The 21,884-nt window shown below is 39.9% G+C and carries 23 protein-coding genes and 1 riboswitch; of the genes, 9 read left to right on the forward strand and 14 right to left on the reverse strand.

The features are described 5' to 3' along the window. Positions 1 to 13: 13 nt before the first annotated feature. Genes menH through BLP77_RS14655 form a run of 3 tightly spaced genes read right to left on the reverse strand, consistent with a single transcriptional unit; the run spans position 14 to position 3,914 of the window. The gene (menH, locus tag BLP77_RS14645) at positions 14 to 805 is read right to left on the reverse strand and encodes a 2-succinyl-6-hydroxy-2,4-cyclohexadiene-1-carboxylate synthase (RefSeq protein ID WP_093857867.1); all 792 of its coding nucleotides are present in this window, start codon (positions 803 to 805) and stop codon (positions 14 to 16) included. Further along, on the reverse strand, positions 802 to 2,529 hold the full coding sequence (gene menD / locus BLP77_RS14650) for a 2-succinyl-5-enolpyruvyl-6-hydroxy-3-cyclohexene-1-carboxylic-acid synthase (protein ID WP_093857868.1): 1,728 nt from the start codon (positions 2,527 to 2,529) through the stop codon (positions 802 to 804). Before menD ends, menH begins: the two co-directional genes overlap by 4 nt. Next, the gene (locus BLP77_RS14655) at positions 2,526 to 3,914 is read right to left on the reverse strand and encodes an isochorismate synthase (RefSeq protein ID WP_093857869.1); all 1,389 of its coding nucleotides are present in this window, start codon (positions 3,912 to 3,914) and stop codon (positions 2,526 to 2,528) included. Before BLP77_RS14655 ends, menD begins: the two co-directional genes overlap by 4 nt. 158 nt (positions 3,915 to 4,072) lie before the next feature. On the opposite strand from BLP77_RS14655, the gene BLP77_RS14660 reads away from it, so the two are divergent. The 4 genes from BLP77_RS14660 to BLP77_RS14675 are packed head-to-tail and all read left to right on the forward strand — an operon-like array spanning position 4,073 to position 6,911. Beyond that, positions 4,073 to 5,020: a 1,4-dihydroxy-2-naphthoate polyprenyltransferase gene (locus BLP77_RS14660; RefSeq protein WP_093857870.1), complete on the forward strand. Its 948-nt coding sequence runs from the start codon at positions 4,073 to 4,075 to the stop codon at positions 5,018 to 5,020. A 48-nt stretch (positions 5,021 to 5,068) separates the two neighbouring features. Next, on the forward strand, positions 5,069 to 5,455 hold the full coding sequence (locus BLP77_RS14665; protein ID WP_093857871.1) for a hotdog fold thioesterase: 387 nt from the start codon (positions 5,069 to 5,071) through the stop codon (positions 5,453 to 5,455). A gap of 10 nt (positions 5,456 to 5,465) precedes the next feature. After that, entirely contained in the window at positions 5,466 to 5,822 is a 357-nt protein-coding gene (locus BLP77_RS14670) for a TraR/DksA C4-type zinc finger protein (RefSeq protein WP_093857872.1), read from the forward strand. A 54-nt stretch (positions 5,823 to 5,876) separates the two neighbouring features. Beyond that, the gene (locus tag BLP77_RS14675; protein WP_093857873.1) at positions 5,877 to 6,911 is read left to right on the forward strand and encodes an NAD-binding protein; all 1,035 of its coding nucleotides are present in this window, start codon (positions 5,877 to 5,879) and stop codon (positions 6,909 to 6,911) included. On the opposite strand, the gene BLP77_RS14680 is transcribed toward BLP77_RS14675, so the two are convergent. From BLP77_RS14680 to yugI, 3 genes are all read right to left on the reverse strand, one after another. Further along, positions 6,900 to 7,307: a YugN family protein gene (locus BLP77_RS14680; RefSeq protein WP_093857874.1), complete on the reverse strand. Its 408-nt coding sequence runs from the start codon at positions 7,305 to 7,307 to the stop codon at positions 6,900 to 6,902. The two genes, BLP77_RS14675 and BLP77_RS14680, sit on opposite strands and share 12 nt — an antisense overlap. Before the next feature lie 208 nt (positions 7,308 to 7,515). Further along, positions 7,516 to 8,679, reverse strand: a complete 1,164-nt coding sequence (locus BLP77_RS14685) for an iron-containing alcohol dehydrogenase (protein WP_093857875.1) — start codon at positions 8,677 to 8,679, stop codon at positions 7,516 to 7,518. Positions 8,680 to 8,788: 109 nt separating this feature from the next. Next, a complete protein-coding gene (gene yugI, locus BLP77_RS14690) occupies positions 8,789 to 9,166 on the reverse strand; it encodes a S1 domain-containing post-transcriptional regulator GSP13 (protein WP_093857876.1) in 378 nt (125 codons plus the stop codon). Positions 9,167 to 9,385: 219 nt separating this feature from the next. Between yugI and map the strand changes: the two genes are divergently transcribed. Next, positions 9,386 to 10,138: a type I methionyl aminopeptidase gene (map, locus tag BLP77_RS14695; RefSeq protein ID WP_093857877.1), complete on the forward strand. Its 753-nt coding sequence runs from the start codon at positions 9,386 to 9,388 to the stop codon at positions 10,136 to 10,138. A gap of 110 nt (positions 10,139 to 10,248) precedes the next feature. On the opposite strand, the gene BLP77_RS14700 is transcribed toward map, so the two are convergent. Beyond that, positions 10,249 to 11,901: a catalase gene (locus BLP77_RS14700; protein ID WP_093857878.1), complete on the reverse strand. Its 1,653-nt coding sequence runs from the start codon at positions 11,899 to 11,901 to the stop codon at positions 10,249 to 10,251. A gap of 291 nt (positions 11,902 to 12,192) precedes the next feature. Between BLP77_RS14700 and BLP77_RS14705 the strand changes: the two genes are divergently transcribed. Further along, positions 12,193 to 13,362, forward strand: coding sequence for a MalY/PatB family protein (locus BLP77_RS14705; protein ID WP_093857879.1), 1,170 nt, complete (start codon positions 12,193 to 12,195; stop codon positions 13,360 to 13,362). Between the two features lie 39 nt (positions 13,363 to 13,401). Here the strand turns inward: BLP77_RS14705 and BLP77_RS14710 are convergent, their stop codons facing one another. The 6 genes from BLP77_RS14710 to ribD form a co-directional block, all read right to left on the reverse strand. After that, complete coding sequence (locus tag BLP77_RS14710; protein WP_093857880.1) at positions 13,402 to 13,983, reverse strand: superoxide dismutase family protein; 582 nt, start codon at positions 13,981 to 13,983, stop codon at positions 13,402 to 13,404. 102 nt (positions 13,984 to 14,085) lie between these two features. Further along, the gene (locus tag BLP77_RS14715; RefSeq protein WP_093857881.1) at positions 14,086 to 14,274 is read right to left on the reverse strand and encodes a hypothetical protein; all 189 of its coding nucleotides are present in this window, start codon (positions 14,272 to 14,274) and stop codon (positions 14,086 to 14,088) included. A 94-nt stretch (positions 14,275 to 14,368) separates the two neighbouring features. Next, positions 14,369 to 14,839, reverse strand: a complete 471-nt coding sequence (gene ribH / locus BLP77_RS14720) for a 6,7-dimethyl-8-ribityllumazine synthase (RefSeq protein WP_093857882.1) — start codon at positions 14,837 to 14,839, stop codon at positions 14,369 to 14,371. 5 nt (positions 14,840 to 14,844) lie between these two features. Further along, on the reverse strand, positions 14,845 to 16,032 hold the full coding sequence (locus BLP77_RS14725) for a bifunctional 3,4-dihydroxy-2-butanone-4-phosphate synthase/GTP cyclohydrolase II (protein WP_093857883.1): 1,188 nt from the start codon (positions 16,030 to 16,032) through the stop codon (positions 14,845 to 14,847). 52 nt (positions 16,033 to 16,084) lie between these two features. Further along, the gene (gene ribE / locus BLP77_RS15920; protein WP_147034614.1) at positions 16,085 to 16,735 is read right to left on the reverse strand and encodes a riboflavin synthase; all 651 of its coding nucleotides are present in this window, start codon (positions 16,733 to 16,735) and stop codon (positions 16,085 to 16,087) included. Further along, positions 16,736 to 17,836, reverse strand: coding sequence for a bifunctional diaminohydroxyphosphoribosylaminopyrimidine deaminase/5-amino-6-(5-phosphoribosylamino)uracil reductase RibD (gene ribD, locus BLP77_RS15925; RefSeq protein ID WP_147034613.1), 1,101 nt, complete (start codon positions 17,834 to 17,836; stop codon positions 16,736 to 16,738). 31 nt (positions 17,837 to 17,867) lie between these two features. Next, a riboswitch (FMN riboswitch) is annotated at positions 17,868 to 18,017 on the reverse strand. 284 nt (positions 18,018 to 18,301) lie between these two features. Between ribD and BLP77_RS14735 the strand changes: the two genes are divergently transcribed. The 3 genes from BLP77_RS14735 (at position 18,302) to BLP77_RS14750 (ending at position 20,308) form a co-directional block, all read left to right on the forward strand. Beyond that, positions 18,302 to 18,427, forward strand: a complete 126-nt coding sequence (locus tag BLP77_RS14735; protein WP_093857884.1) for a YjcZ family sporulation protein — start codon at positions 18,302 to 18,304, stop codon at positions 18,425 to 18,427. Positions 18,428 to 18,796: 369 nt separating this feature from the next. Continuing rightward, on the forward strand, positions 18,797 to 19,504 hold the full coding sequence (gene deoD / locus BLP77_RS14745; RefSeq protein ID WP_093857885.1) for a purine-nucleoside phosphorylase: 708 nt from the start codon (positions 18,797 to 18,799) through the stop codon (positions 19,502 to 19,504). Between the two features lie 201 nt (positions 19,505 to 19,705). Next, positions 19,706 to 20,308 (forward strand): biotin transporter BioY, encoded by a 603-nt coding sequence (locus BLP77_RS14750; protein WP_093857886.1) that lies wholly within the window; start codon positions 19,706 to 19,708, stop codon positions 20,306 to 20,308. Between the two features lie 63 nt (positions 20,309 to 20,371). Here BLP77_RS14750 and BLP77_RS14755 read toward each other — a convergent pair whose 3' ends face one another. After that, complete coding sequence (locus BLP77_RS14755; protein WP_093857887.1) at positions 20,372 to 21,847, reverse strand: leucyl aminopeptidase; 1,476 nt, start codon at positions 21,845 to 21,847, stop codon at positions 20,372 to 20,374. Between the last annotated feature and the right edge of the window lie 37 nt (positions 21,848 to 21,884).

The following is a 21,884-nucleotide window of genomic DNA, read 5'->3' on the forward strand; positions in this document are numbered from 1 at the left end:
TTATGTAAACGTTTTAACTTAAATAGTTCATCACAATTTTACCAAAAATCTCGGGATTTTCTAAATGAACCGCATGTCCAACATTGGAAACGACTTCATGTCGAGCAATTGGTAAAGCTTGCACCATGTTTTGATTGAGTGAGGTAAACTTATGATCTAGCTCTCCTGTTATTAAGCATACAGGTAATCCTAGATTCTCAAGATTACCCCACAATGACGGTTGAGCGCCAGTCCCCATTGTTCTTAATGATAAAGCCAAACCGTCGGGATCCTGTGACAAACGTTCCTTTCGAATTTTCTTTTTCATTTCAGGTGATAGTGCTTTTTGCGTTTGGAATAGCGGTACATCCTCCCAATATTCCACAAAGGTTTGAATTCCTTTTTCTTCGATAAACTGGGCAAGCTTCTCATCCCGGTTCTGTCGTTCTATTTTTGCTTCACCTTCTAAGCCTGGTGATGCTCCCTCTAAAATTAATCGATTCACCTTGTCTGGAAAATAAGCGGTGAAAACTAAAGCAGTCCGCCCGCCCATTGAATATCCTAGTAAATCGAACGTAGAAATATCAAGCTGTTCCAACACTTGAACGACTTCTTCACAGCACTGTATCATGCCATCTAAATGAGTGGTTCTCGATTGTCCATGTCCCGGTAAATCAATTGCGATACATTGATAATCGGTTGAAAATTGGTCTATTAAATCATTCCACGTAGCGGTCGACCCCGTAAATCCATGAAATAAAACAAGTGGCGGACCCTGTCCAACAACTTTAACGTTGTAATGGTTGTCGTTTACGGTCAAAATCATAATAAACCCTCTCGCTTAATCCGTTCGTCTACTTGCTCCCATTTTTGACGATGCCATTTCATGTTTTCATCACGATTTGTGACAACCTCAAATAATTCTAATCCTTTTATCGGCTGATCGAGTAAATGCTTCATGTCGTCATAGGTACTGGGCTGGTGATATTCGAATCCAATAGCCTCAGTCATCGCAGCAATTGGCGGATCAAAAGGTGTTCCAAATAACGCTTCAAAATGCTTTTTCTCTCCGTATTGTGGAAGGAACGAAAAGATACCGCCACCATTGTTATTAAGAACGATGACGCGGAATGGTAACCGATATTGTCTCGCGATAAAAAGCGCCGTGTAGTCATGTAAAAAGGATACATCACCAATGACGAGCGTGACCAGCGTTCCAGTAGCCGCAACACCTAAAGCCGTAGAAATAACACCATCAATACCATTAGCACCCCGATTAGCCATGATGTCAATATTTTGCTTCGACGGTAGGAAAAATGTATCCATATCACGAATCGGCATACTGTTACCAACAAACACAACCTGTTCACTTAAATCAGACTCAGATAACGCTAAAACAGCTGTCCCTTCCGTTAAATTAGCTTCGTGTTTCTTTATAATCTCTTGTGCCAATTGATCGGCTTTGGTCCATTGTTCGTGCCAACCTGAATCGATACTTGGCTGAACGTCAGAATCTAAAAGCTGCTTCAAGAACGTTGCAGGATTACTAAACACCATCGTTGATTCAATATTCGTTGGCTCACGGTAACCTTGATTTTCATCGATGACGATGTGAATCTCTGGCTTCGTTTTCGTTAACCACTGTGTATAGGGTTTAGAAACCGGCATTGAACCAAAGCGAATAACAAAGTCAGCCTCTACGCGATTTCTTGTATCCTCTTGTTTTAACAGTGCATCATAGCTAGAAATGACATACTCATTTGTGTTGGCATTTTTCCTCAAATTGGATAATACATCCGCAAAAATTGGGATCTGCCATTTTTCAGCGAGCTGTAAAATTAGGTCCCGTTCCTCATGTGTTTTGAGTTCACCACATATTAACAGACCTCGTTTTTTATCCTTGATCAAGTCCATTACCGTATTAATTTGACTGGACGTGATTTGCTCCTGACCTGTGATATGATTCACATATGACTGCGAATGCTCACCCCATAGATTATCAAGCGTTAAATCAGGAATTAATGGATCACGGAATGGAAAATTAAGCTGGACGACGCCTTGATTCGGATGATTGGCAATCGCATAAGCACGACTAGCCTGACGACGTGCATATTTAATCATCTGCTCAGAGTCTTCGGGAATTGCCATTTCATGAAAATATTTTGTATAATCACCGTACATTTTAATTTGATCAATTGCCTGTGGTGCCCCATTATCTCTTAGTTCATGTGGACGATCCGACGTTAAAACGATTAATGGAACCCGACTGTAATAGGCTTCAACAATAGCCGGATAATAGTTTGCTGCAGCAGTTCCAGATGTACAGACTAATGCGACCGGTTTCTTCGTACGCTTGGCCATCCCGAGTGCAAAAAAGGCTGAGGAACGTTCGTCAAAATGAATCCATTCGTTAATTGATGGATGCTCCGAAAATGTCATCGCCAATGGGGTTGATCTTGAACCTGGTGAGATGACAACGTTCTCTAGCCCATTTAGATAAAGCTCATCGATAAAATGACTGACATAATACGTCCGTTCTCCCATGTTCATCGGGTAACACCTCCCAATGCATCGAGCATCGGCGTGAATTTAAGCTTTGTTTCTTCAAATTCAGCATCAGGTACCGAATCAGCAACGATGCCGCAACCAGCAAAAAGAGTTGCTTGATCGTGTTGAATCAATCCAGATCTAATCGCAACGGCAAATTCACCATTCCCCTCATGATCAATCCAGCCAATGGGTGCAGCATACCAACCACGTTCAAAAGGCTCTTCTTCCTCAATATACTTTATCGCTTTATCACGCGGTTCTCCACCTAAAGCTGGCGTTGGATGAAGTCTTTCAATTAAATCAAAGATAGACGTCGTTGATTTTAATGTCGCTGTTACTGGTGTATAAAGATGCTGCAATGCTCTTAACGGATAAATCACAGGTTTTTCAGGAATATCCACCGTTTCAGATAGAGGCTCGATTGCATCTTTAATCATTCGAACGACATAATCATGTTCGTTTAAATTTTTCTCGTCGTTCAGTAACTGCCAAGCTAATAAATCATCTTCACTCTCTATTTGACCACGCCCCGTTGTCCCTGCTAAACAGGTTGATAATAGGTCTCGACCTTGTACACGGACTAACCGTTCAGGTGTCGCACTTATAAAGGTCTCATCACCTTGATCAAATATAAAAATATAACTATCAGACTGTTGAAGCTCTAAACGTTTTAACACGACTGAAATGTTAATATCTTGATTAAATTTAGCGTTTAGTTCACGGGCGAGAACGACCTTGCCTAAATCACCGCGTTTAATCGTCTCGACAGCCTCATTGATTAATTTTTCCCACTCGCCATAATCAAGGCTGTTTAAAGATTGAAGGGAATGCGTGTTAGCGTCATACTCTTTTGTCTCTTGAACCTTGTCGTGCCACCCCTCTAACTCAGAAACTAATAGGTCTAGATCGGTTTCTTGAGATAGTTGAACATTATAAGTCATGTAATACGAATCATGATTAACGGTCAACATCATTTTCGGTAAAACCATCTGGCCTGGCTTAAAATTAGCCCATTTTTCGCCTTTAATATTTTCATTAAAAGAAAAACCACCAAATAACAATGGTCCTGTTTCTTTTTTTACATCATCGGAAATCATAATATCATTCAAAAATCGTTTCCACTGATTTTTAATCGTCGCAAACCGATCTTGATTGGCTTGAAACACTTTATGAACACCGATTCCAACATAATAGGTCGTATCGGTTGTATCCTTCCAAAACATGCGGTGTGTCTGTTCATGTTCAAAAGCCGTAAAATAATCGACGGGATTGATAGGGTCAATCGGCTCAACAACAGAGACTTGTTGCGTAGGTTGTTGTTCATTAAGTTGTTCTTTTGCCATACTTAGCTGTTCATATATTTGAAGCTGCTTTGTCTGTAGCATAGCTCGTACCTCCAATTATCGATAAACGCTCTTTCATTATTGTATGACTTTTTCCCTTATCCGACAAGAATAATACAGGGTTTCACGGATTGACAGGCTTACCTCCATTATCTAAACTATGTTTAGAGTTAGAAGGTTAAATGAAAGGGATGACATAAGTGACGACTAAAGAATATACAAAAGATGTCTTAGGGGAGAAATCGGGGTTTCAAATATGGTGGCGAATGTTGCGCCCCCATACATTAACAGCATCATTTGTCCCTGTTTTCGTTGGAACAGTTATTGCGAGTATTGAGACGACTGTTCATTACGGTTTGTTTTTCGCCATGCTTTTGGCTTCCATGCTGATCCAAGCGGCAACAAATATGTTTAATGAATATTATGATTTCGTTAAAGGCCTAGATACTGAAAAATCAGTCGGCATTGGAGGCACGATTGTACGCGATGGTATTTCACCGCAAACCGTTCGATGGTTAGCCTTTATGTTTTATGGCCTTGCCATTTTATTAGGTTTTTATATTTGTATCGAAACTAATTTTTGGATAGCGCTTATTGGACTTATTTCAATGTTATTCGGTTATTTATATACAGGCGGACCATATCCAATCGCTTATTCACCATTCGGCGAGCTGTTCTCTGGATTTTTTATGGGGACGGTCATTATTGGTATTAGTTATTTCATTCAAACGAGTTATTTATCAGTTGAAGCTGTTCTCTTATCCTTACCGGTCGCAGTATTAATCGGTGCGATTTTATTATCAAATAATATTCGTGATTTAGAGGGTGACAAAAAGAATGGTCGCAAAACATTAGCGATTTTAATAGGTCGAGATAACGCCATTCGCTTACTTGCTTACTTCTTTATTTCAGCGTATGTATTTACAATTATTCTAATCACGTTAGGCATGATGCCAGTTTGGGGCGTCATCACCTTACTAAGCATTAAGAAACCGATAAATGCGGTTAAGGTTTTCAAAAACAATCATACGCCGTTAGAGATGATGCCTGCGATGAAATTTACAGCACAAACGAATACCATGTTTGGAATTTTATTCGGTATTTCGTTTTTATTAAATCATCTTTATTCGATTCAAAGTTTAGCTTAATGTGGTATAAAATTTTCATCCATAAACACCATAAAAGGAGAGAGGGAATTGAATTTAGAGAACACGTTGTTTGAAACGTTAGATATTGATGTGATGAAACATGACAAAGATGAAGTCATTTTAAAAATGCCAGTAACTCCTACTGTTCATCAGCCTTTAGGTTATTTACATGGTGGTGCCTCTGTAGCTCTTGCAGAATCAGCTGCAAGCCTGGGTGCGTTTTTAAACGTAGACCCTGAACAGTATAACGTTTTCGGAATTGAAATTAATGCGAATCACGTTAAAAGTAAGCGGGAAGGCTATGTTCAAGCTAAAACAACACCGATACATGTTGGCAAGTCCACCATGGTCTGGGAAGTCAGAATCGTTGATGAACAGGAACAATTAATTTCCATCTCTCGTTGTACGATTGGCGTTGTTGAACGAAAATCATGAGGTGATCTTTATGGATGAACAATTAATACAGGAATTGAAGCAACAACTACTCAATGAGAAAGAAGAGTTAGAAGAGCATATTAAATCGTTTGAATCAGAAACAGATTTTATGGAAGGAACAGTCGGTGAGCTAAACTCATATGATCAACAGCACCCAGGTGATTTTGGAACGGAGTTGTATGAACGCGAAAAGGATATGGCTTTTAAAGGGCGAGCCAATGAACAACTAGAAGAAATCGAACACGCCTTACACAAAATAGAGAATGGGACATATGGCATATGTGAGCGAACAGGACAACCAATCCCTAATGAACGACTCAAAGCGATGCCAACAGCAAGATATGTTATTGACGAAAACATGAGCTAATCGACAAGGTTAGCTCATGTTTTTTTGGTTTAATTTCACCTAAGGCTGGAAACAATGGAATATGGCGTTAGGGGAGTGAAAAACATGCTTTATCGATTCAAACGATTGTATTTTCAAATACCGCAATTTATACGACTGTTACTCACGATATTTGCTTCAATGATTGTGTTTGGATATATTATTCACCTGATTGAACCCAATGAATTCAAAACTGTTTTTGACGGTGTTTGGTGGGCATTCATTACAGGATCTACGATTGGTTATGGCGATTATGTACCACATACAACAATTGGAAGACTCCTTGGAATTTCATTAATTTTACTTGGTGGAGGGGTGTTGACGTTTTACATGGTGACTTTTGCAAAAACTACCATATCCCGCAAGGATGCATACGAAAAAGGAGATGTTGCCTACAAAGGGACTGAACATTATATCATAGTGGGCTGGAACGAACGTTCAAGGAGATTAATTCAGTTATTACAAGAAAATTATGAGGAGGGCCTGAACATTGTTTTAATCGATGAAACAATTGACAAAGACCCGGTACAGGCTTCTCATGTGCATTACATCAGAAAAGACCCTACTTTAGATACGACTTGGAAAAAGGCGAACATTGAACAGGCTAGAAAAATCATCATTACAGCGGATCAATCTAAAGACGAACGTGATTCTGATACCTACTCCATACTAATAACGATTACAGCAAGGGGGCTCAACCCCCAAATACCCATATTAGTTGAAATTCTAACGAGCACCCAAAAGGCAAATGCTGAACGGGCTGGAGCTACCGAAGCAATTCGTACCAATGAGTCAACGAGCACCTTATTTTTTCATGAATTAACAAGCCACCAAAAGATACAGACATTTGAATATGTCATGGCCATGCTATCGGATCAAGAATTTTTAATCCATGAAGTCACTGAAAAAGGCGAAAACCGCTCAGTTTTAGAGTTAACTTACGAGATGAAGAAACAAGGTCTCTTACTTCTGGGGATGATTCGTGATGAGAAAATCATCATGAATCCCAAGCCAGATGAAGTCTTTACTAAATCTGATAAAATTATCTTTTCAGAGAAATTAGTGCAATAATGCCCGTTCAACATTTTGTAATACCTGTTCAGCTTCATCAACGTATTGGGGTTCTACTTCTGAATCCGGATCCTCTGGTGATGCAAATTGGTTAAAAGTAGCCCCTGCATTTGCCGAAATGCCTTGTTGATCTGTTCCGGATTCGAATCGATGCGAAAGGACAAATGGTTTACCGATCCGAACGTGAGCATCTTGTTCATCTAGGTTACCAATTTCGGTTGTCACTGGAATACGCAAAAACACATATTTTTCGTGATCCTTTTCAATTTCATAATCAAAAAAGGCGTGGTCATACTCCCAATTTCCACCGACAACGAAGTCGAGTCTTTTTAATATATTTTCTAAATCCTCAAAGTTAAACATTTGATTGTCGATACCTGATTCAAGCTGCTTCATGTTAATCACCTCACCCCTAGTATGTACGCGAAGGTGATAATCATGTATTGGTTTTACTGGCCTAAAAAAGTAAACATCCAGCCGACTAAACGACTGGATGTTTAAATTACTACTGTTTTCACAAAGTTTGTTACTATAGCCATCTCAGTAGAAATTTATTCCAATAAAATTATCTGTTAAAAACAACAATCTTTTAGAAAACAGCCTATTACAACGACATCGTCAAAATTTGTTTAACATCTTCATCATGCAATGGGTTAAAGTTACCGAATGGACCATTTTTCATCGCACGGTCAACCATTAAATCAAGCTTAGAATCGTCTATATCATAATCAGCTAAGCGTGTTGGCGCACCTAAAGCTGACCAGAATTGTCTTAGCCGCTCGATCCCCTCTAAGCCAACTTCGTCATCCGTTTTTCCAGTTGGATCAACCCCAAACACACGCGTTGCCATTTGTTTAAAACGCCCAGGATTTACTTGTAAGTTATGTTTCATCCAATTCGGGAAAAGAATCGCTAACCCTCCAGCATGTGAAATATCATAAACAGCCGAAACAGCATGTTCAATATTATGGGAAGCCCAATCTCCTCGATATCCCATTTGTAACATACCATTTAAAGCAATCGTTCCAGCATACATAATCGTTTCACGATATTCATATGATTCTTGGTTTTTCAGTAGTTTTGGAGCGGTTTCGATTACGGTACGAAGCACACCTTCACACATACGATCCTGAACAGGTGAATTCATCGGCTGATGGAAATACTGTTCAAAGACATGGCTCATCATATCGACAATACCGTAAACGGTTTGTTTTCGTGGCACTGAATAAGTATGAACAGGATCTAAAATAGAGAACTGCGGGAATGAAAGCGGCGATCCCCAGCCGTATTTCTCATTAGTTTCCCAGTTCGTTATCACAGCACCGGCATTCATTTCGGAACCAGTTGCTGCTAAAGTTAGGATGGTTCCTAATGGTAAAGCGTCCTCTGGTTTAACTTTATTAGTCACGAGATCCCATGCATCTCCATCATACTTCGCAGCAGATGCCATTGTCTTTGTACAATCAATAACACTTCCGCCACCAACAGCTAATAAGAAATCAATATTATGTTCCTTACAAAAATCGGCTCCATTATTAACGGTTGAAATTCTCGGATTAGGCTCAACGCCACCAAATTCAAACACTTCATACCCATTGTCTGTTAACTTTTTCTCGGTGTTTGCAAAAATTCCATTACGTTTAATACTGCCACCACCATACACAATTAGAACCCGTTTAACACCCTCAGGCATTAAGCTAGGTAAGCTTTCTAATTGCCCACGGCCAAAAACCAGCTTTGTCGGATTATAGAACGTGAAGTTATCCATTAATCCTTCCCCTTTCATTCCTTCATTTAAGTTTATTATGAAGAAAAAATGTCTTTTAATCAAAAGAAAAGAGTCTCAGGGATATTTGTTCCCCAAGACTCTTTTAACATTAGTTACGATAAGTCTGTTCACGGTCTTTTGATTGTTCAATCCATTCTTCAAGCTTATCCTTTAAGACATTAAAACCCGTTCCTTCTTCACTCGTTTCGTTTTTAGTACGAACAGGCTTTTTCATGCTAGGTTTTTCTATTGTCGCACGAATGGATAAAGAATATTTGCCTTGATTTTCATCAATATTAAGCACTTTAACCTTAACATCATCTCCAACTGAAAGATGATCCTGAATATCTTTGACATAACCGTGTGTAATTTCTGAGATATGAACAAGTCCTTGAACATCTTGATCAATTTCAACAAAGGCTCCGTATGGCTGGATACCTTTTACTTTCCCCTCAACAACCTGTCCTTCTTCGATGATTTTTGACATAATATACAACTCCCGACTCTATTTCTCTCGCACAATTTCGTATTGTATCATATATTGATTCGCATATCAAAAACGGTTCGATTAAATGAGACTAAATTCATACCGTCCTTACTGATGTTGAGTGTGAATTATGATAAAATCTTAACAGTGATAATTCATTAACCATTTCATGCATCAATAACATATCATAAAGGTAGTAGAAAGAAAGGAATTGACGTTATGATTACAAGAAAAAGTCAAAGAGAAATCGAAAAAATGAAAGAAGCTGGTGATCTCTTAGTGGAAATTCATAAAGAGATTGCTAAAATGATTGAACCAGGCATAACCACAATGGAAATCGATGCTTTTGCCGAAGAGTATATGAGAAAACATGGTGCTACACCTGAACAAAAAGGGTTTAATGGCTATCAATATGCCACTTGTGCATCCATTAATGATGAAATCTGTCACGGCTTTCCACGCGATCAAAAGCTAAAAGACGGGGACATCGCCACTATTGATATGGTCGTTAATCTAGATGGCGGCCTAGCTGACTCTGCATGGACATACGCAGTTGGTGATGTTGATGAAAAAGGAAAGCAGCTCATGGAAGTGACTAAAAATTCATTAAACAAAGGGATTGAGCAAGCGCAAGCAGGTAATCGACTTGGCGATATCGGACATGCGATACAAACCTATGCTGAAGGCGAGGGATTCTCGGTAGTGCGTGAATTCACAGGCCATGGTATCGGTCCAACGCTCCATGAGGATCCACAAATCCCGCATTTCGGATCACCTGGAAAGGGCCTTCGCTTAAAAGAAGGTATGGTCATCACGATTGAACCGATGATTAATGAGGGTGCTTGGCAAAGCCGAATGGACAATAACGGCTGGACGGCTAGAACGATGGACCAAAGTCGTTCAGCCCAATATGAACATACGCTTGTGATCACAGAAAATGGACCAATCATCACAACTGATCAAAATAAATAAAATATCACAAAACCGTATTTTATGTTAATACAAAGAATCCATTTTGAGTTTGATCAAAATGGATTCTTTTCTATGAAGTCAGTATATACTTTTTATTTTAAACAGCTTTTTTAATAAGGATCAGATTCGTGACTTTTCTTCACTGCATCTTCTGTAGCTTCCTTCTGAAATTTATAACCCTGACCATATTTAGTTGACTCCCCTGCTTCACGGCCGGGAACTTTACTATCTCCCTGCATCTCTTGCATTTCCTTCATTTTAGCTTCAATACCTTCTTTTACACGGCGCCCGTATTCTTCATCGGCTTGAGTAAAGTGCTCAATCATCGCCTTTTGAATACGTTCGTCACATATAGCGAGGGCTTCAGAGAGGTTCTTTATTAATTCATCGCGCTCCCAATCCTCAAAACTACGGTAAGTATCACCAGCCTGGCCATAGTAATTAGGGCGATCAATGGGTGCACTCATAGCCGCAGCATTATAAGTAGGCTCATGAGGCGGATTTTTTGATTCATCCGCTTCTTGAAAACCGCCCTTCATTGAAGGTTCATAGTTAATATGCGGGTTTTCTCCAGATTCTCTAGGATCACGTGTGTCCATTTGACCGCGCTCCTGATTTGTCCGGACTCCCGTATGAGGAGCGTTAACAGGCAATTTTAAATAGTTCGCTCCTACGCGGTACCTCTGAGTATCAGAGTAAGAGAAAGTACGCCCTTGCAGCATTTTATCATCGGAAAAGTCCATTCCATCAACAAGGACACCTGTACCAAATGCAGCTTGTTCAATCTCCGCATGGAAGTCATCTGGATTGTGGTCAAGCACCATACGCCCAACTGGAAGCCATGGAAACTTATCTTCCGGCCAAAGTTTTGTATCATCAAGTGGATCAAAATCAAGCTCCGGGTGATAACCATCCTCCATAATTTGAACAAATAATTCCCATTCTGGATAATCTCCGCGGTCAATCGCCTCATATAAATCTTGAGTTGCATGAGACACGTTTTTCCCTTGAATCTCGTTCGCCTCTTCTTGTGTCAGATTACGAATCCCTTGTTTAGGTTCCCAGTGGTATTTGACTAACACTGCTTCCCCTTTGTCATTGACCCACTTATACGTGTTTACCCCTGATCCCTGCATATGACGGTATGTAGCCGGAATACCCCACGGTGAGAACAGGAAGGTAATCATATGGGTGGCCTCCGGAGAACGGGAAACGAAATCAAACATTCGCTCAGGATTTTTCACATTCGAAGAAGGATCCGCCTTAAACGCGTGAATCATATCAGGAAACTTCATCGCATCACGAATAAAGAAGATCTTCAAATTGTTTCCAACTAAATCCCAGTTGCCATCTTCCGTATACATTTTTATTGCAAAGCCACGAGGGTCACGATCTGTTTCTGGCGAGTCTTTAGCTCCTGCTACAGTGGAGAAACGAACCATTAACGGTGTTTGCTTACCTGCCCCAGAAAACACTTTCGCACGCGTATATTTCTCTACTGGCTCGTCCCCGACTTTTCCATACGTTTCGAAATAGCCATACGCGCCAGATCCTCGTGCGTGTACGACACGCTCTGGCACCTCTTCCCGATCAAAATGGGAAATCTTTTCAATAAAATGATAATTCTCGAGTGTGGCTGGACCTCGATTTCCAATTGTACGGATGTTTTGATTATCCGTTACTGGGCGACCTTGACGTGTCGTCAATGTCTCACGTTTAACGTCTTGCCCGTTTGAATCATTCTTATCCTTGTTATTTGCCATAATGAAAACCTCCTAGAATTAGTCACCCTTAACTTACCTACTAATTAGAAAGTTTATTCAGTCATAAGCGTTTAAAATGAATTTTAATAACGTCATTCAACTATTTTTCTGATAAGGAATCAAAAATTTTTATTAAAAATATGTTTATAATTTTTAAAAACGGTTATAACTAATAGTGTAATACTTTCTCGTATTCCCCCTTTGGCAAAGTGTTTTCTAACACTTTGCCTTTTTTTGTTAAAAAAGCCTATATATAATGTGTTAAGATAGAAATAGTTAGGAGTGAAAGCTATGACTTATGATTTTAAACAAACCATTAATCGAGAAAATACACGATCAGTCAAGTATGACTTTAGAGAGAAATTATTTGGACGTCAGGACGTCTTACCGATGTGGGTTGCAGACATGGACTTCACATCCGTTCCCGAATTACAGGATGCGTTAATTGAACGAGCTAAACATAATGTTTATGGCTATACGTCCTATGACGATGCTATTTTAAATGCTATTTTAGGCTGGCTTAAAAATCGTCACCAATTTGAAGTGAGTACAGATTTACTTAGCTTTAGCCCAGGTGTTATTCCATCTTTACATGCACTCGTGCAAACATTTACTGCGGAACATGATCAAATTGTCATTCAACCACCTGTGTACCCTCCGTTTTTTTCGGTCATTAAATCACATAACCGTGAACTAGTTGAAAATCCTCTTATGAATCGTAACGGACGCTATGAGATGGATTTTGAGCATTTAGAGGAGTTATTTAAGCAAGGGGCTAAAGCCTTTATTTTATGCAGTCCACATAATCCAGTCGGTCGTGTTTGGACAAAAGAAGAATTGACACGTTTAGCGGATTTGTGCGTGCAATATAATGTCTACCTTTTTTCCAATGAAATTCATGCTGACATTGTCTTTAAACAGGCTAAGCACTACCCGGTGGCCACCCTAAACGAAGAAATAAACCAGCTAACCTTTACATTAATGGCACCTTCAAAAACGTTTAATATTGCTGGTTTACAAGCATCATTTGTTGTTTCACCTAATCAGGAGTTGAAAGAGAAATTTGATCAACAATTAATGCAACAAGGGTTTGCTTCCTTAAATACGTTCGCGTTTACAGCACTTGAAGCTGTTTATAAACACGGTGAGCCTTGGTTAGATGGGCTTATTAAACAATTAGAGGAAAACAAAGCCTTAATTGATCAAAAATTAAAAGAAAACGAGATTGGCATCTCCAGTGTCTATACCGAAGGAACATACTTAATCTGGCTTGATTTCTCAGGCACGGGGCTTAAACATGATGATATTAAGCGTAAATTGAATGACGAGGCTAAGGTTGGTTTAAACGAAGGTAAAATGTTCGGGGCTCAAGGGGAACAGTTTATGCGAATGAATATCGCTGCTCCACCTGAAACTGTAGAGGAAGGTATTAATCGAATTATTAAGGCATTTAAGTCATAAGGAAACGCTCGGGTTGGATACCGACCCCGAGCGTTATATTTATTTCTCTTCTGCTTCTTTTTCAACTTGATCGCCAGGGTTTTGTCCTTGGGAGCGTTCCTCACCTTTAATAATTTCGCCGCAAGCGATCCGTTCACCTGATTCACCTGATGGCTGGCTCACACCATCGTCCTGACCAGAATGAATGATGAGTGCCTTGCCACCATCTTTGAAAATAGACCCGTTCCCATCCTGGAGTGTGGCATCTTCAATGACATATTCATATTTTGCTACTGTTCCATCCCCACTAACTTCAAGGTTAGTCATATCGCCAATGTGATGACCCTCTGGATGCATGAGGCCATGCTTTTTATCGGCTTCGTTACTCCAATGGTTCCCAGCCGATTCAAAATTAGGTGGCTCACACTTCGGAAATTCGTGAAGATGAATACCATGGAAACCTGGTGTTAGTCCTTCAGCCGTCACAGATACTTTAACCCCACCAGGATCTGTTTGAAATTTGGCTTTACCGATAATATCTAAGTCTTGATTTTTAATATCAATTTCATGAACCGCTTCTGCATCTGCTTGACAAGCACTTAATATAATCAAAATGCCAATCAAGAAAATTAACTTCCGCATCTTATATCACCTCATTACTCAGTTTGGTGAATAATGCGAAGAAATAAACGTCTAACCAACATTTTTCTAATTGCAGAAATCATAATAAAAAAACCTAGACAACTATTGCCTAGGTTCATTTGATTCACGTTTAGCTTCCGGATATTTAGATTCAAATTGTTCGCGTTCGCGCTTCGCCTTTTTAACGATCAATTTCATCGCAACGAAAGCGCCGTAGGAAAAAATAAGAAGCGTAATAAGTGCTGGAATATATTCCATTTTATTTTCTGGAAAATATAAAAAATCCATCATGGCTAAATCACCTGTTTCGTTTCAAAGCTTAACTCTATTATACCAGACGAATACCCGCTTGTTCTAAGTAGAATGTTTCATCTTTATGACTTTATCAATCCATGTCTTTTAAGAGATTAGCCATTTCAATCGCACCAACGGCATTATCATAGCCTTTATTACCAGCTTTTGTCCCAGCCCGCTCAATCGCCTGCTCAATCGTGTCAGTTGTTAGTACACCAAACATAACAGGTACACCTGTCTCTAAACTAACGGAAGACACACCGCCTGCAACTTGACTACAGACATAATCGAAATGAGGCGTTGCGCCACGAATGACCGCGCCTAACGTTATGATGGCATCATACTCACCGGTTACAGCCATTTTTTTAGTTGTTAGCGGTACTTCATAAGCGCCTGGTACCCAAGCGATATCTATGTCGCCCTCATCTACACCGTGACGTTTTAATCCACTAACAGCACCGTCTACTAATTTCTCTGTAATAAAATCATTAAATCGTCCAGCTACAATCCCTATTTTAAGTCCCGATCCGACTAAATTTCCTTCAAATGTTCTCACTTTCATGCCCCCTAGAATAAGTGTCCTAACTTATCTCGTTTTGTATTTAAATATTTTTCATTATTTTCATTAGGCTCCATTTTTAACGGTACACGCTCTACAATTTCTAAATCGTAACCGTGTAACCCTTTTATTTTTCGTGGGTTATTGGTTAATAGACGCATTTTTCTTACGCCTATGTCCTCTAAAATTTGAGCGCCTATACCATAATCGCGTAAATCGGCTGGGTAACCTAGCTTTTGATTCGCTTCTACCGTATCATAGCCTTCTTCTTGCAATTTATAAGCCTTGAGTTTATTTAATAATCCAATGCCGCGGCCTTCTTGACGCATATAGAGTAAAACACCATGTCCAGCCTCTTCGATTTGTTTGAGTGCGGAGTCGAGTTGTGGCCCGCAATCACAACGATGTGATCCGAAAACGTCACCGGTTAAACACTCACTGTGCACACGCACTAATGCTGGTTCATTTGGATCAATCTCACCTTTAACTAAGGCGATATGTTCTCTTCCATCAATTTGGTTTGTATAAGCAACCGTACGAAAGTCACCGTAAGAGGTTGGTAGATTGATTTCCACTTCGCGATGTACTAATTTTTCATGCATGCGACGATATTTAATTAGTTCTTCAATTGTAATTAATTTAAGCCCATGTTCATCGGCAATTTTTCTGAGTTGAGGCACTCGTGCCATCGTTCCATCTTCATTCATAATTTCACAAATCGCACCTGCTGGTTTAGCCCCGGCCAAACGAGCTAAATCAATAGCCGCTTCTGTATGACCAGCGCGGCGTAATACGCCACCCTTCTTCGCGATAAGCGGAAAAATATGTCCAGGTCGTTTAAAATCTGTTGGGACAACATTATCATCCGTTAAACGTTGAATCGTTCTGGAACGTTCGCCAGCACTGATCCCAGTCGTCGTTTCTATGTGGTCAACACTTACCGTAAATGCTGTCCCATGACTATCTGTATTCACATCAGCCATTAAATTAAGCTGTAATTGCTCTGCCTTTTCCTGTGTAATCGGCGAACATAATAGACCGCGCCCTTCTTTAACCATAAAATTAACGACTTCAGGTGTAGTTTTTTCTGCTAATGCAACAAAGTCACCTTCGTTTTCGCGATTTTCATCATCAACGACGATGACGACTTTCCCCTCTTTTAAATCTTCTATCGCTTCCTGAATTGAATCAAACATTTATGCCCCTCCTATTAAGTACGAGCGCAAAAACAAACGCTCCTCCCTCCTTTTATTCCCCTAAAAATCCTGCCTGCTTCAGTTGTTCTAAGGACACACCTTTATCACTATTCTCCTCCGGTTTAACTAAGCGATGGACATATTTTAATAACATATCGCATTCAATATTGACTTCATCACCGACATGTTTACGCGTTAAAATCGTCGCATCCTGTGTGTGTGGTATAAGTGAAATCGTAAAGTGATGGTCACTTAAACCAAAAATCGTCAGTGACGTTCCATCCACACTAACCGAACCTTTCATCATCATATATTTTGAGAGCTCTGGTGAAACTTCGATATCAAAATATTCCGCGTTATCTTTTGTCTCACGCCTCATAATTTTGCCAACACCATCCACATGCCCTGAAACAAAATGACCGCCAAAACGACCATTGGCATGCATCGCGCGTTCTAAATTCACCTTCGAGCCTTCTGTTAATCTTTTTAACGCCGTATGATGAAAGGTTTCCGGCATAATATCCGTATCAAAGGTTGTATCCGTGAAATTCGTAACCGTTAAACAGACACCGTTAACTGAGATACTATCTCCCAAATTTAAATCGTTTGTTATGTTTCTTACCTCAATCGATAATTCTAACGACTCTTCGCCTTGTGTCATGTGTTTAATGGTGCCGACTTCTTCAACTATTCCTGTAAACATTTATATCTCCTCCGTCTGAGGCTTTGCAATAATTTTAATATCGTCTCCGATTGGTTCGATCGTTTTAAATTCAACACGGATTGATTCACTGACCTCATCAAAACCAAACTGATTATAAAACGCCTTACTCATCGACCCACCGATCAGCTTCGGTGCCATATACAAGTGAATTTCATTAAATAGACGCTCTTGTATAAAAGCTGAATGAATCGTGGAACCTCCTTCAACATAAAGACTCATCAACTGTTCATCAGCTAACTGAGTCACTAATGAAGAGAGCTCCACTCGCTCTTGGTCCAAACGCCACACTTGCGTATGCTCAAACGCCTTAATGTCATCCTCTTTGTTAGTATCTGCATGTTTTCCACAAACTACTATCGTTTTAGCATCTTGATTTTGTAAAAGTTTTGCATGTAAAGGAATCGATAAATGTGTATCGAGGACGATACGTGTAGGGTTCTTACCTCCGTGGGGCAAACGGGTGGTTAAAAGCGGATCATCTCGTAAAACCGTCTCACTACCAACTAAAATAGCATCATGACGATGTCGATTAAGATGAACATCTAAACGTGATGACTCACTCGTAATCCATTTACTATCTCCACTATTAGCGGTCATTTTTCCATCTAGAGAAACAGCCGTTTTAAGTGTGATGTATGGCTTACGTTGCTTCATATAGTAAAAAAACATGTTATTAATTTCTTGTGCTTCGTCTTCTAAAAGACCAACTTCAACATCAATGCCTTCGCTTCGAATCCATTCCACACCTTTTCCGGCGACTTCTGGATTCGGATCTAACGTTGCGACATAGACCTTTTTAATCCCACTGTCAATAATAGCTTTCGCACAAGGCGGTGTTTTGCCATAATGAGCACAAGGCTCAAGGGTGACAAAAATTTCAGCGTCTTTTGCATGTTCACCGGCCTGCTCTAGTGCGAACACTTCAGCGTGTGGTTCGCCTGGTGTCATATGCGTACCCGTTCCAACCACGATGCCGTCTTTAACGACTACAGCACCAACAGATGGATTCGGTCGTGTCTGGCCAATCGTTAAGCGAGCTAATTCCAAGGCATGATGCATATAAAATTGCTTATCTCTCAACCGTTAACCTCCTCTCAAATCGGTTAACGATCTGATCCTTCTCCCATCCAGACTTTCACTGTCGGCTCTAGATTCTCACTAGATCAACCGCTCGATGCGGGTCGCGGACTAAGAATGTTACGGGAGCACCCTAACATTCATCACCGCCGGTCGGGATTTTCACCCTGCCCCGAAGAATCAGTATTCAGATTTTTTAGACTGAATACAATTAAACCCTAAATCAATTGATTTATCGCTTTTAATTTTAGCATAAGAAGAAAAAAATTAAAATTTTTTGCTCATGACTATCTATTTATTTTGTTTATGAAAAATTATATGATAATTCACAATCATGAATGGAAACTCAATTGCCACTTATACTTTGCTTAATATCTCCATATAATTTCAGTTAACTAGTCACCCGCTCACCCGCCAAAAAATTTTATACATACGTTATTACTAACCATCGAAAAAGGGGGTGTGTTTATGGGCGCAGGATACGGAGGCGGATTTGCCTTAATCGTTGTTCTGTTTATTCTTTTAATTATCGTCGGTGCCGGCGGCTACGTCGGTGGCTTTGGCGGTGGATACGGCGGATACGGTGGCTATTAATTAGTCAAAAATTAATAATTAACCGCCACCATCTGTTAACCTCCTTTCGAGGACGGATTAGGTATTAATCCGTCCTTTTAACAAATCTTTAGGTTTTATTTTATAAATTTCTGCACTTCATTTTAGACTAGAAGGAGATTTGTTTCCTTTAGAGAATATATAGTTGGTTAAAGCAAAAACATATTGAGTTTGGTCCTCTGAATGTGCACCCTGAAAATGGGATGGGAGGATTTGGTTTTAAAGATCCTGATGGTAACAATCTTAGCGCAACAAATGTCCTGCATAAACACCAAGCATAGTTCTCAATTGTTTCAATAAACTAATTATGATAGCTTTATTGAAGGAAGAATGTTTGAAGGAGGACATATAATGAGTACACATATTGGTGCAAACAAAGGTGACATTGCGGATACGATTTTACTACCTGGTGATCCGCTTCGTGCCAAATATATTGCCGAAACATTTTTAGAAAACCCAACCTGCTATAACGAAGTTCGCGGTATGTATGGTTATACCGGTACATACAAAGGTATACAGGTTTCCGTCCAAGGAACGGGTATGGGAGTCCCGAGCATTTCCATTTATGTTAATGAATTAATTCAAGAATACGATGTTCAAAACTTGATTCGTGTTGGATCATGTGGAGCGCTACAAAAAGACGTTAAAGTCCGGGATGTTATTTTAGCTCAAACTTCTACAACCGATTCTCAAATGAATCGCATGGTGTTTGGTGGTATTGATTATGCACCAACAGCGGATTTCAATTTATTGAAAAAAGCTTATGATGTTGGTGAAGAAAGAGGCTTAAATCTACGCGTTGGTAACGTCTTTACGAGTGACAGCTTTTACCGTGAAAATGCGATGGACCTATTCCAAAAGCTAGCCGACTACAACGTGCTAGCAGTCGAAATGGAAACAACTGCCTTATATACATTGGCAGCAAAATATGATCGACAAGCACTTTCTGTTTTAACGGTCAGTGACCACATCCTGACAGGTGAAGAAACAACTGCTGAAGAACGTCAAACGACATTTAATGATATGATTGAAGTCGCTTTAGATGCAAGCGTGAAGTAATCCTACCGTCCTAATACATAGGACATTTTATGAGTATCTCAGTTAATAAGGCTTAGAGAAATTTTTATCTCTAAGCCTTTTTTCGTACTTTTATACTCAGAGAGGAACTAATTATAATTTAATTGTTTACCATTTTAAATTATAGGTTGACAATTAATTATATTTTGTTTACGATAATTTTCAGAAAGGGGCGACAGTTATATGAACTCAAAATTCAGAGCAATCGATCTAACACTAGGTGCTGTATTTGTTGTATTAATGATGATTGGAGCCAACCTCGCTACTTGGTTTCCTGCATTTAAAATTACGTATGCTAGCGGTGAAGTTCCAATTACGTTACAAACTTTCTTTGCAATTTTAGCTGGACTTCTTTTAGGTAAAAAACTTGGTTCCTTTTCAATGCTTGTTTACTTAGCCGTAGGAACTGCTGGTGTTCCGGTATTTGCTGAAATGACATCCGGTGCATTCCAGTTTGTTTCACCAACAGGTGGATTTCTGATTTCATTTATATTTGTAGCTTTCATTTCGGGTTGGATTGTTGAGAAAAGTAACCAACCAAACATTGGCACTTATTTAGTAGCTACATTTGCTGGACTCATGACGAACTATCTCATAGGAACACCGATTATGTACCTATCGCTTAATTATGTGATGGAAATGACCATTTCATTTAAAGCATCTGCCCTAACGATGGTCCCATTCTTTATTAAAGACTTTATTATAACGATGGGTATGGCTGTTGTCTTACCGCAGTTCGTCTCAAGATTGTCTAAAGCAGTCCCAACATTAGCGTCTCGCTCTTAGATGATTATTCCTTTTCCACAAAAAATGGCCTGGTTGAAAAAGACAACCAGGCCATTTTTATAATTAATAATTCTGATTCATAATCGTCTTAGCTAAGGTTCTTGCCATCACCCCAGTTGGCCCTTTTGGACCTAGGTCATGCTCAGATTCCGTAATCGCTGTTCCGGCAATATCTAAGTGTACCCAAGGTGTATCCTCAGCGAATTCCCCGACAAAGCAGCCGGCTAATACGGCGTGTCCTTTACGTCCTGGAGAGTTGTTTAAATCGGCAATATGGCTTGTGCGAACTTTTTTCTTAAATACATCATGGTAAGGCAGCTCCCATAACAGTTCGCCTGTTTGTTCAGATGCCTCATAAACTTGATCATACCATTCACCGCTATTGGTCATCGCACCAGTCATTTCATCACCTAATGCGACGACCACACCACCTGTTAAGGTTGCCACATCAATAATTTTAGCAGCTCCGTTTTGACGGGCATACGTCACCGCATCAGCGAGAGCCAACCGACCTTCTGCATCTGTATTACGTACTTCAATGGTTTTGCCACTCATGGATACAATGACATCGTCTGGTTTAAATGCTGAACCACTAATCATATTATCAGTCGATGGAATTAAACACATGACGTTTTCTTCAGGCTTGGTTTCGCCAATCGCATCCATCGCTCCTAGGACAGCCGCAGCGCCACCCATGTCCATTTTCATTCCGATAATACCTTCTTTACCTTTAAGAGAGTAACCACCCGTATCAAAGGTAATGCCTTTACCAACAAGTGCGATAGGGCTTTCCCAATCGTCTTTTCCTTGGTATTTCATAACAATGAAGCGTGGCGGCTCCTCTGAACCTTGGTTAACCGCTAGAAGGGCACCCATACCCAGCTTTTCAATTCCTTCTTTGTCGAACACTTTGATTTCCATGCCATGCTTCTCAGCGATATTTTCCGCATATGACGCAAGGTCTGTTGCGGTTAATAAATTACCGGGTAAATTAACTAAATACCGAGATGTATTTGATCCGTGTCCTAAAGCATATCCTACGTGAAGTGATTCTAATAAGCTAGCTTCAGTTGTGATCAAATCTAAATTAGTTAATTGTGCGTCATCTTTCTTCGATGTATGATACGTCTGTAATTGATACGTTGATAGCGTAAAGGCCTCTCCCACTGCCTCTACAAAAACAGGATCGGTTGTTAGGCTTTCCATCGCAAGACTAGCTTTGTTATTTCCATCACGATTGATTCGCTTAAACACTTTCCCCATCGCCTTGCGGAAGCGAGATACGTCTAATTCGTCTTTCTTTCCAAGACCGACAAAATAAATTCGTTTGGCACCGATTTTTCCTAACGTATGTACTTTCGATACCGTGCCATAACTGTTTGTGACGTCTTCACTTTTGACTAAGTCGTCAAGTTGGCCGTCTAAAGCGTCATTTAGCTGTTGGTACACAGCCTGTCCCACTTTATTTTCTTCAAATAACCCGATGACTAATGCCTCTGTGTGAGCATTTTTAACTGCATCGTTAACTGTATTAAACATAGTTGACACCTCCATGTAGATAACTATATCTTATCAG

Source organism: Tenuibacillus multivorans (assembly GCF_900103915.1).
Taxonomy (GTDB): Bacteria; Bacillota; Bacilli; order Bacillales; family Alkalibacillaceae; genus Tenuibacillus; species Tenuibacillus multivorans.

Bases quoted from the DNA above. Each gene is read 5' to 3' on its own strand.
- menH (WP_093857867.1), bottom strand. From the start codon at position 805: ATGATTTTGACCGTAAACGACAACCATTACAACGTTAAAGTTGTTGGA.
- menD (WP_093857868.1), bottom strand. From the start codon at position 2,529: ATGAACATGGGAGAACGGACGTATTATGTCAGTCATTTTATCGATGAG.
- BLP77_RS14655 (WP_093857869.1), bottom strand. From the start codon at position 3,914: ATGCTACAGACAAAGCAGCTTCAAATATATGAACAGCTAAGTATGGCA.
- BLP77_RS14670 (WP_093857872.1), top strand. From the start codon at position 5,466: ATGGATGAACAATTAATACAGGAATTGAAGCAACAACTACTCAATGAG.
- BLP77_RS14675 (WP_093857873.1), top strand. From the start codon at position 5,877: ATGGAATATGGCGTTAGGGGAGTGAAAAACATGCTTTATCGATTCAAA.
- BLP77_RS14680 (WP_093857874.1), bottom strand. From the start codon at position 7,307: ATGAAGCAGCTTGAATCAGGTATCGACAATCAAATGTTTAACTTTGAG.
- BLP77_RS14685 (WP_093857875.1), bottom strand. From the start codon at position 8,679: ATGGATAACTTCACGTTCTATAATCCGACAAAGCTGGTTTTTGGCCGT.
- yugI (WP_093857876.1), bottom strand. From the start codon at position 9,166: ATGTCAAAAATCATCGAAGAAGGACAGGTTGTTGAGGGGAAAGTAAAA.
- map (WP_093857877.1), top strand. From the start codon at position 9,386: ATGATTACAAGAAAAAGTCAAAGAGAAATCGAAAAAATGAAAGAAGCT.
- BLP77_RS14700 (WP_093857878.1), bottom strand. From the start codon at position 11,901: ATGGCAAATAACAAGGATAAGAATGATTCAAACGGGCAAGACGTTAAA.
- BLP77_RS14705 (WP_093857879.1), top strand. From the start codon at position 12,193: ATGACTTATGATTTTAAACAAACCATTAATCGAGAAAATACACGATCA.
- BLP77_RS14710 (WP_093857880.1), bottom strand. From the start codon at position 13,983: ATGCGGAAGTTAATTTTCTTGATTGGCATTTTGATTATATTAAGTGCT.
- BLP77_RS14715 (WP_093857881.1), bottom strand. From the start codon at position 14,274: ATGATGGATTTTTTATATTTTCCAGAAAATAAAATGGAATATATTCCA.
- ribH (WP_093857882.1), bottom strand. From the start codon at position 14,839: ATGAAAGTGAGAACATTTGAAGGAAATTTAGTCGGATCGGGACTTAAA.
- BLP77_RS14725 (WP_093857883.1), bottom strand. From the start codon at position 16,032: ATGTTTGATTCAATTCAGGAAGCGATAGAAGATTTAAAAGAGGGGAAA.
- ribE (WP_147034614.1), bottom strand. From the start codon at position 16,735: ATGTTTACAGGAATAGTTGAAGAAGTCGGCACCATTAAACACATGACA.
- BLP77_RS14735 (WP_093857884.1), top strand. From the start codon at position 18,302: ATGGGCGCAGGATACGGAGGCGGATTTGCCTTAATCGTTGTTCTGTTT.
- deoD (WP_093857885.1), top strand. From the start codon at position 18,797: ATGAGTACACATATTGGTGCAAACAAAGGTGACATTGCGGATACGATT.
- BLP77_RS14750 (WP_093857886.1), top strand. From the start codon at position 19,706: ATGAACTCAAAATTCAGAGCAATCGATCTAACACTAGGTGCTGTATTT.
- BLP77_RS14755 (WP_093857887.1), bottom strand. From the start codon at position 21,847: ATGTTTAATACAGTTAACGATGCAGTTAAAAATGCTCACACAGAGGCA.